Below are 8309 nucleotides of genomic sequence, written 5' to 3' on the forward strand. Positions count from 1 at the left end.
GTGCAGACCAGCCCCGCCGACACCCCGACTGCCACCCCCGCCGACACCCACACCGTCATCCAGGTCCGCGGCGCCCGCGAGAACAACCTGCGGGACGTCTGCGTCGACATCCCCAAGCGGCGGCTCACCGTCTTCACCGGTGTCTCCGGGTCCGGCAAGTCCTCGCTCGTCTTCGGCACCATCGCCGCCGAGTCGCAGCGGCTGATCAACGAGACGTACACGGCCTTCGTGCAGTCGTTCATGCCGAGCCTCGGCCGCCCCGACGTCGACGCGCTGCACAATCTGAGCGCCGCGATCGTCGTCGATCAGGAGCGGATGGGCGCCAACTCGCGCTCGACCGTGGGCACCGCCACCGACGCGTACACCATGCTGCGGATCATCTTCAGCCGCCTCGGTGAGCCGTACATCGGCACCTCGGGAGCCTTCAGCTTCAACGTGCCCGAAGGCATGTGCCTTGAGTGCGAGGGCACCGGCGAGGTCTCCACCGTCGACGCCGACCAGATCGTGGACCGGTCGCGCTCGCTCGACGAGGGCGCCATCCTCGTGCCGAACTACGCGGTGGACTCCTGGAGTTGGCAGGTCGTGGCCCACTCCGGGTTCTTCAGCCCCGGCAAGAGGCTCGCCGACTTCAGCCGACAGGAGTGGGACGACCTCCTGTACAAGGAGCCCGTCAAGGTGGAGGTGGGGTCCAACGGGTTCACCTACGAAGGGCTCATCGCCAGGATGCGGCGGACCTGGCTCGCCAAGGACCGCGACTCCCTCCAGCCGCACATCAGGGCCTTCGTGGCCCGCGCGGTGGTCTTCGCGCGCTGCCCGGCCTGTGCCGGGACGCGGCTCTCCGCCGCCGCGCTCTCCTCGAAGATCGACGGACACACCATCGCGGAGTGCTCGTCGATGCAGATCAGCGACCTCGCCGAGTTCGTGCGGAAGCTCGACGACCCCGGCGTCGCGCCCCTCATCGCCGGACTGCGCGAGCTGCTGGAATCGCTGACCGAGATCGGGCTCGGGTATCTGAGCCTGGACCGGCCCTCCGGTTCGCTCTCCGGCGGCGAGGCGCAGCGCGTGAAGATGGTCCGGCACCTCGGCTCCAGCATCACCGACGTCACCTACGTCTTCGACGAGCCGACCATCGGCCTGCACCCCCACGACATCCGGCGGATGAACGACCTGCTGCTCCGGCTCAGGGACAAGGGCAACACCGTGCTCGTGGTGGAGCACAAACCCGAGGTCATCGAGATCGCCGACCACGTGGTGGACCTGGGGCCCGGGGCCGGTGAGGCGGGCGGCACCATCTGCTACACCGGCGACGTGGCGGGGCTGCGCGCCTCGGGGACGCTGACCGGACGGCATCTGGGCCACCGCGCCCGGCTGCGCGGAGAAGTCCGCACACCCGGCGGGTGGCTCTCCATCAAGGGTGCCGACCTGCACAATCTGAAGGACGTCGAGGTCGGCATCCCGACCGGCGTGCTCACCGTCGTCACCGGGGTCGCCGGATCGGGGAAGAGTTCGCTGATCCACGGGTACCTGTCCGGGCGGGACGGTGTCGTCGTCGCCGACCAGTCGGCCATCCGCGGCTCCCGGCGCAGCAACCCGGCGACGTACACCGGGCTCCTCGGCCCCATCCGTACCGCCTTCGCCAAGGCCAACGGCGTCAAGGCGGCGCTGTTCAGCGCGAACTCCGAGGGTGCCTGCCCCGCCTGCAACGGGCTCGGCCTCGTCTACACCGACCTGGCGATGATGGCCGGGGTGGCCTCGGTGTGCGAGAGGTGCGGCGGCGAGCGCTTCACCGCCGAGGTGCTCACCTACCGGCTGCGCGGCAGGAACATCAGCGAGGTGCTCGGCATGTCGGTGGCCGAGGCCCGCGACTTCTTCACCACCGGACAGGCGCGCACCATACTCGGCCGCCTCTTCGACGTGGGTCTCGGCTATCTGCGGCTCGGCCAGCCGCTGGACACCCTGTCCGGGGGCGAGCGCCAGCGGCTGAAACTGGCCATCCACATGGCGGAGAAGTCGTCGACGTACATCCTCGACGAGCCGACCACGGGACTGCACCTGGCCGATGTCGACAAGCTCCTCGCCCTCCTCGACCGCCTCGTCGACGACGGCAACACCGTGGTCGTCATCGAGCACCACCAGGCCGTCATGGCCCACGCGGACTGGCTCATCGACCTGGGGCCTGGCGGCGGACACGACGGCGGACGCGTGGTCTTCACGGGAACCCCGGCCCGCCTCGTCGCCGAGGGGGACACCGTGACGGCACGGCATCTGGGGGAGTACGTGACCGGCTGAGGGACGGCGGCGCACCCGTCATGGCGCGGACATTCCGGCTCATCACGCAGGTACGGGGTGAAGGGGAGCCGAAAATTCCGCGCCAATGACGTCGAAACCGTTGACACGTGACTGCACCCTGTGGCCGAGAAGCCGGGAGGTGCTCTCATCCCACGGGATGACAATCCGCCCGACGCAGTACAGCGACCGTGGGCCGAGAGTCCGGCTCGCAGTCGGACGATCGGCCCCGATCCGGCGCCGACTATGGACAGGCATCCTGCTTGACCCCCTGATGTGCGGCCACCGCGTGCCGTGACGTGCGGCTTCCGCGCGCCGAAGGGGGGGTCGTCCCTGCCTGCCCAACCCGACGGGAGTCCCCTTCGCCGTGGCTACGTTCCTGTACAAACTAGGCCGCCTCGCCTTCCGGCGACGCCGTTATGTGGCACTGCTCTGGGTGGCGCTCCTCGTCGGTGCGGGCGTCGCGGCGTCGACCGCTCCCGCCCCGCCCGAGGACTCCTTCTCGATGCCGGGAACGGAGTCGCAGAAGGCTTTCGACCTCCTGGAGAAGCGCTTCCCCGACGCCAGCGCCGACGGCGCGAGCGCACGAGTCGTCATACGCGCCCCCGAGGGCGAGAAGATCACCTCCGCCGGGCCCAAGGCGGAGGTCGAGAAGATGATCTCGACCATCGGCAAGGGCTCGCAGGTGTCGAGCGTCGACGACCCGTACAAGGCGAAGACCGTCAGCAAGGACGGCACCACCGCGTACACCTCGGTCACCTACAAGGTGATCTCCACCGAGCTGACCGACACATCGCGGGACGCCCTCACCAAGGCCACCGACACCACCCGCGATGCCGGGCTGACCGTCGAGACCGGCGGTGACGCCGTCATGGCCGAGCAGGAGATGGGCGGCAGCGCCGAACTCATCGGCATCGCGATCTCCGCCGTCGTCCTGATCCTCACCTTCGGCTCGCTGGTCGCCGCGGGCATGCCGCTGCTCACCGCGATCATCGGCGTCGGCATCGGCATCTCCGCCATCGGCGCGCTGGGCAGCGTCCTCGACCTCTCCGGCACGACCTCGACGCTCGCCATGATGATCGGCCTCGCCGTCGGCATCGACTACGCCCTCTTCATCGTCTCCCGCTACCGGGCGGAGATAGCCGAGGGCCGCTCGCCGGAGGACGCCGCGGGCCGCGCCACCGGGACCGCCGGTTCCGCCGTGGTCTTCGCCGGACTCACCGTCGTCGTCGCCCTCTCCGGCCTCGCGGTCGTCAACATCCCGATCCTCACCAAGATGGGCCTCGCCGCCGCGGGCACCGTCGTGGTCGCCGTCCTCATCGCGCTCACCATGATCCCCGCGCTGCTCGGCTTCGCGGGCCGCAAGGTGCTGCGCCGCAAGGACCGCAAGAAGCCCGCGGGCGCCCCGCTCGACCCGCACGCCAAGCCCAAGCTCGGCACCCGCTGGTCCCGCTTCGTGCTGCGCCGCCCGCTCGCCGTCCTGACCGTCGCGGTCCTCGGCCTCGGCGCGGTGGCGGTGCCCGCCGCCAGCCTCGAACTCGGGCTGCCCGACGAGGGCACCTCGGCGCCGGACAGCACCCAGCGCAAGGCCTACGACATGCTGTCCGAGTCCTTCGGCGCGGGCTTCAACGGCCCCCTGATGGTCACCGTCACCAAGGACGCCGACGTGGCCGCCGCCGCCAGGACCGTCGGCGACAAGCTGGCCGAGGTCGAGGGTGTCGTCGCCGTGACGCCGCCCACGACCAACAAGGCGGGCAACACCTCGATCATGAACGTCGTCCCGAAGACCGGGCCGAGCGACCATGAGACCGAGGAGATCGTCAGGACGATCCGCTCGAACGCCGACGGCATCGGCGCCGACACCGGCGCGGAGATCCTGGTCACCGGCCAGACCGCGATGACCATCGACTTCTCGCAGACCCTGGACGACGCGCTCATCCCCTACCTCGCCCTGGTCGTGGGCCTGGCATTCCTGCTCCTGATGCTGGTCTTCCGCTCGATCCTGGTCCCGCTCAAGGCGGCGCTCGGCTTCCTGCTCTCGGTGGCCGCCGCGCTCGGCGCCGTCGTCGCCGTCTTCCAGTGGGGCTGGCTCGCCGACATCGTGGGCGTCGACCAGCCGGGCCCGATCATGAGCATGATGCCGATCTTCATGATCGGCGTGGTCTTCGGTCTCGCCATGGACTACGAGGTCTTCCTCGTGACCCGGATGCGCGAGGCGTACGTCCACGGCTCGACCCCCGGCGAGTCGGTCGTCACCGGCTTCACCCACGGCGGACGGGTCGTGGCGGCGGCCGCGATCATCATGATCAGCGTCTTCTCCGGCTTCATCATGGAGAACGACGACATGATCAAGATGATGGGCTTCGGCCTGGCCGTCGCCGTCCTCTTCGACGCCTTCGTGGTCCGCATGGCGATCGTCCCCGCGGTGCTCGCCCTGCTCGGCAAGTCCGCGTGGTGGCTGCCGCGCTGGCTCGACAAGGCGCTGCCCAACGTGGACGTGGAGGGCGAGAAGCTGCACAAGAACCTCGGCGACACGTCGGCGCCGGACGCGGCGACGGAGCGCGAGCTGGCGCCCGCGGGCCGCTGAGACGCCTCTCGCGGACACCCGCGGCCACGGAGCGGGCCGGCCCGGACCACCCCGAAAGGGGGGGGCCCGGCCGGCCCGCTCCGCCGTCCGCACACGCGCCGTCCGCACACGCGCCGTCCGCGCACGTCGGGGCACGGTTCGGCAACCGATCAGGAATCGAGAAGCGCACCGGCCGGAGCCTGCATAGCCTGTGCTTCACGTCATGGAGCGCACGGGAGAGACGATGACCAGGAACCCACGTACGGACGGGCGGGCGACCGAGCCGCCCGCCGCCGACAGCCACGACCTGATCCGTGTGCACGGCGCGCGCGAGAACAACCTCAAGGACGTCAGCGTCGAACTCCCCAAGCGCAGGCTCACGGTGTTCACCGGCGTCTCCGGATCGGGCAAGAGCTCCCTGGTGTTCAACACCATCGCCGCCGAGTCCCAGCGGATGATCAACGAGACGTACAGCGCCTTCGTGCAGGGGTTCATGCCGACCCTGGCCCGGCCCGAGGTCGATGTGCTCGAAGGACTCACCACCGCGATCGTCGTCGACCAGCAGCGGCTCGGCGCCGACCCGCGCTCCACGGTCGGCACCGCCACCGACGTCAACGCGATGCTGCGCATCCTCTTCAGCCGCCTCGGCGAGCCGCACATCGGCTCGCCCAACGCCTTCGCCTTCAACGTCGCCTCGGTGCGGGCGAGCGGCGGGATCACCGTGGAGCGCGGCGCGGGCAGGACCAAGACCGTCAAGGCCACCTTCCACCGCACCGGCGGCATGTGCGTGCGCTGCGAGGGCCGCGGCAAGGTCTCCGACATCGACCTCACCCAGCTCTACGACGACTCCAAGTCGCTCTCCGAGGGCGCCTTCACCATCCCCGGCTGGAAGTCCGACAGCCAGTGGACCGTCCAGGTCTACGCCCAGTCGGGCTTCGTCGACCCCGACAAGCCGATCCGCGCGTACACCAAGAAGGAGCTCCAGGCCTTCCTGTACGGCGAGCCGGTCAAGGTGAAGGTCAACGGCGTCAACCTCACCTACGAAGGGCTCATCCCCAAGATCCAGAAGTCCTTCCTCGCCAAGGACCGCGAGGGCATGCAGCCCCACATCAGGGAGTTCGTGGACCGGGCCGTCACCTTCGCCACCTGCCCCGAGTGCGACGGCACCCGGCTCAGCGCCGAGGCCCGCTCCTCGAAGATCAAGGATATGAGCATCGCCGACGCCTGCGCCCTGCAGATCAGCGACCTGGCCACGTGGGTCGGCGGACTCGACGAGCCCTCGGTGGCGCCGCTCCTGACCGCGCTGCGGCGCTCCCTCGACTCCTTCGTGGAGATCGGCCTCGGCTACCTCTCCCTCGACCGGCCCGCGGGCACGCTGTCGGGCGGTGAGGCGCAGCGCGTGAAGATGGTCCGCCACCTCGGCTCCTCGCTCACCGACACCACGTACGTCTTCGACGAGCCGACCATCGGCCTGCACCCGCACGACATCCAGCGGATGAACGACCTGCTGCTCCGGCTCAGGGACAAGGGCAACACGGTCCTGGTCGTGGAGCACAAGCCGGAGACGATCGCCATCGCCGACCACGTCGTGGACCTCGGCCCCGGCGCGGGCGCGGCGGGCGGCACCGTCTGCTTCGAGGGCACCGTCGAGGGGCTGCGGACCGGCGGCACCCTCACCGGACGCCACTTCGACGACCGGGCGTCGCTGAAGGAGAAGGTGCGCGAGCGCACCGGCGCCCTGGAGATCCGCGGCGCCTCCACGCACAATCTGCGCGACGTCGACGTGGACGTCCCGCTCGGCGTGCTGACCGTCGTCACCGGGGTCGCGGGCTCCGGCAAGAGCTCGCTGGTGCACGGCTCACTCGTCGGCGGCTCCGGGGCGGCGGCGGGCGCGGACGTGGTGGTGGTCGACCAGGGCGCGATCCGCGGCTCCCGGCGCAGCAACCCCGCCACCTACACCGGCCTGCTCGACCCGGTCCGCAAGGCCTTCGCCAAGGCCAACGGCGTCAAGCCCGCGCTGTTCAGCGCCAACTCCGAGGGCGCCTGCCCCGCCTGCAACGGCGCCGGTGTCATCTTCACCGACCTGGCGATGATGGCCGGGGTCTCCACGCCCTGCGAGGAGTGCGAGGGCAAGCGGTTCCAGCCCGAGGTCCTCGCCTACCGCCTCGGCGGGCGCGACATCAGCGAGGTGCTCGCGATGCCGGTGACGGAGGCCGAGGAGTTCTTCGGCGCGGGGGAGGCCCGCACACCGGCCGCGCACCGCGTCCTCACCCGCCTCGTCGACGTCGGGCTCGGCTACCTCAGCCTCGGCCAGCCGCTCACCACACTCTCCGGCGGCGAGCGGCAACGGCTCAAGCTCGCCACCCACATGAGCGAGAAGAGCGGCGTCTACATCCTCGACGAGCCCACCGCCGGGCTCCACCTCGCCGATGTCGAGCAGCTCCTCGGGCTGCTCGACCGGCTCGTCGACTCCGGCAAGTCGGTCATCGTCGTCGAGCACCACCAGGCCGTCATGGCGCACGCCGACTGGATCATCGACCTCGGCCCGGGGGCCGGACACGACGGCGGCAGGGTCGTCTTCGAGGGCACCCCCGCCGACCTGGTGGCCGCCCGCTCCACCCTGACCGGTGAGCACCTCGCGGCCTACGTCGGCGCCTGAGGGCCCGGCGAGAGGGTCAGCGGCGGTCCGCGTCCGCGTAGGCGATCCAGACCTGGCCGGGGGCGAACGGCATGGGGCGGCCGTCGGCCCGGGTGAAGGAGGTGCCGCCCGCGGGCGAGGACCGCTTCCAGCGTGTGAGGTAGCTCCTGCCGTCGCGCAGGACCAGCGCCTTTCCGCTGCCGACGGTCTCGATGTACGGCGTCACGGCGCCGTTGACGTCCTTGTAGCGCGAGGGCCGCATGGTGACGTGCTGGATCACGATGGTCCGCGCGCCGAGCTGCCTGCCCGAGCTGTCGCGGGCCGGTGCGCCGTCGAAGGACGCCAGCCAGCGGCCCTGCCCCGGCGACCAGCGGAAGGAGTGGCTCGCCCCCGCGTACTTGACGGTCCTGACCTTCGCGGGGACGCCGCCCCGGGGCGCGGGGCCGAAGCGGAAACCGATGTCGGCGGGCCGGTCGGCCCTGGGCGCGGTGCGCAGCAGCGCCCTGGGCCGTACGAAGAGGTTGTGCGGGGCGGTGCGTCCGCTCTGCCGGAAGTACGCGCCGGGGTAGCGGCCCTCGGGACGGGCGTGCAGGGAGGAGTTGCGCAGCCGCTCCTGGAGGGCGCTGGAGCGCAGGGCGGCCGAACTGGCGCAGCAGCTCGATGTCGGACTCGCSCGCGCTGCGCACCGGGCCGATGGCCGGGGGCAGGCTGCTGGAGTAGACGCCCATCAGGCGGCTCATGCCGCCCTCGACCTTCTCCACGTAGACGATGTCCGCCCGGTCGAGGCCGGTGTGCGGGCGGACATCGTCTACGTGGAGA

At 70.7% G+C, this 8309-nt stretch carries 5 protein-coding genes and 1 pseudogene; 4 read left to right on the forward strand and 2 right to left on the reverse strand.

The window, feature by feature from the left end; genetic code table 11:
- From AB8Z36_RS21710 to AB8Z36_RS21720, 3 genes are all read left to right on the forward strand, one after another.
- The gene (locus AB8Z36_RS21710) at positions 1-2289 is read left to right on the forward strand and encodes an ATP-binding cassette domain-containing protein (RefSeq protein ID WP_369215025.1); all 2289 of its coding nucleotides are present in this window, start codon (positions 1-3) and stop codon (positions 2287-2289) included.
- 364 nt (positions 2290-2653) lie between these two features.
- Positions 2654-4873, forward strand: coding sequence for an MMPL family transporter (locus tag AB8Z36_RS21715; RefSeq protein WP_369215026.1), 2220 nt, complete (start codon positions 2654-2656; stop codon positions 4871-4873).
- Positions 4874-5096: 223 nt separating this feature from the next.
- Positions 5097-7511, forward strand: a complete 2415-nt coding sequence (locus AB8Z36_RS21720; RefSeq protein ID WP_369215027.1) for an ATP-binding cassette domain-containing protein — start codon at positions 5097-5099, stop codon at positions 7509-7511.
- 16 nt (positions 7512-7527) lie between these two features.
- Here the strand turns inward: AB8Z36_RS21720 and AB8Z36_RS21725 are convergent, their stop codons facing one another.
- The gene (locus tag AB8Z36_RS21725) at positions 7528-7836 is read right to left on the reverse strand and encodes a DUF3048 C-terminal domain-containing protein (protein WP_369215028.1); all 309 of its coding nucleotides are present in this window, start codon (positions 7834-7836) and stop codon (positions 7528-7530) included.
- Between AB8Z36_RS21725 and AB8Z36_RS21730 the strand changes: the two genes are divergently transcribed.
- Positions 7772-8059, forward strand: coding sequence for a hypothetical protein (locus AB8Z36_RS21730; RefSeq protein ID WP_369215029.1), 288 nt, complete (start codon positions 7772-7774; stop codon positions 8057-8059). The genes AB8Z36_RS21725 and AB8Z36_RS21730 overlap by 65 nt on opposite strands.
- Before the next feature lie 126 nt (positions 8060-8185).
- Here the strand turns inward: AB8Z36_RS21730 and AB8Z36_RS21735 are convergent.
- Positions 8186-8251 (reverse strand): annotated as a pseudogene (locus AB8Z36_RS21735) (hypothetical protein); the annotation flags it as partial.
- Between the last annotated feature and the right edge of the window lie 58 nt (positions 8252-8309).

The sequence above is a fragment of the Streptomyces flavofungini genome (assembly GCF_041028215.1).
Lineage (GTDB): Bacteria > Actinomycetota > Actinomycetes > Streptomycetales > Streptomycetaceae > Streptomyces > Streptomyces flavofungini_B.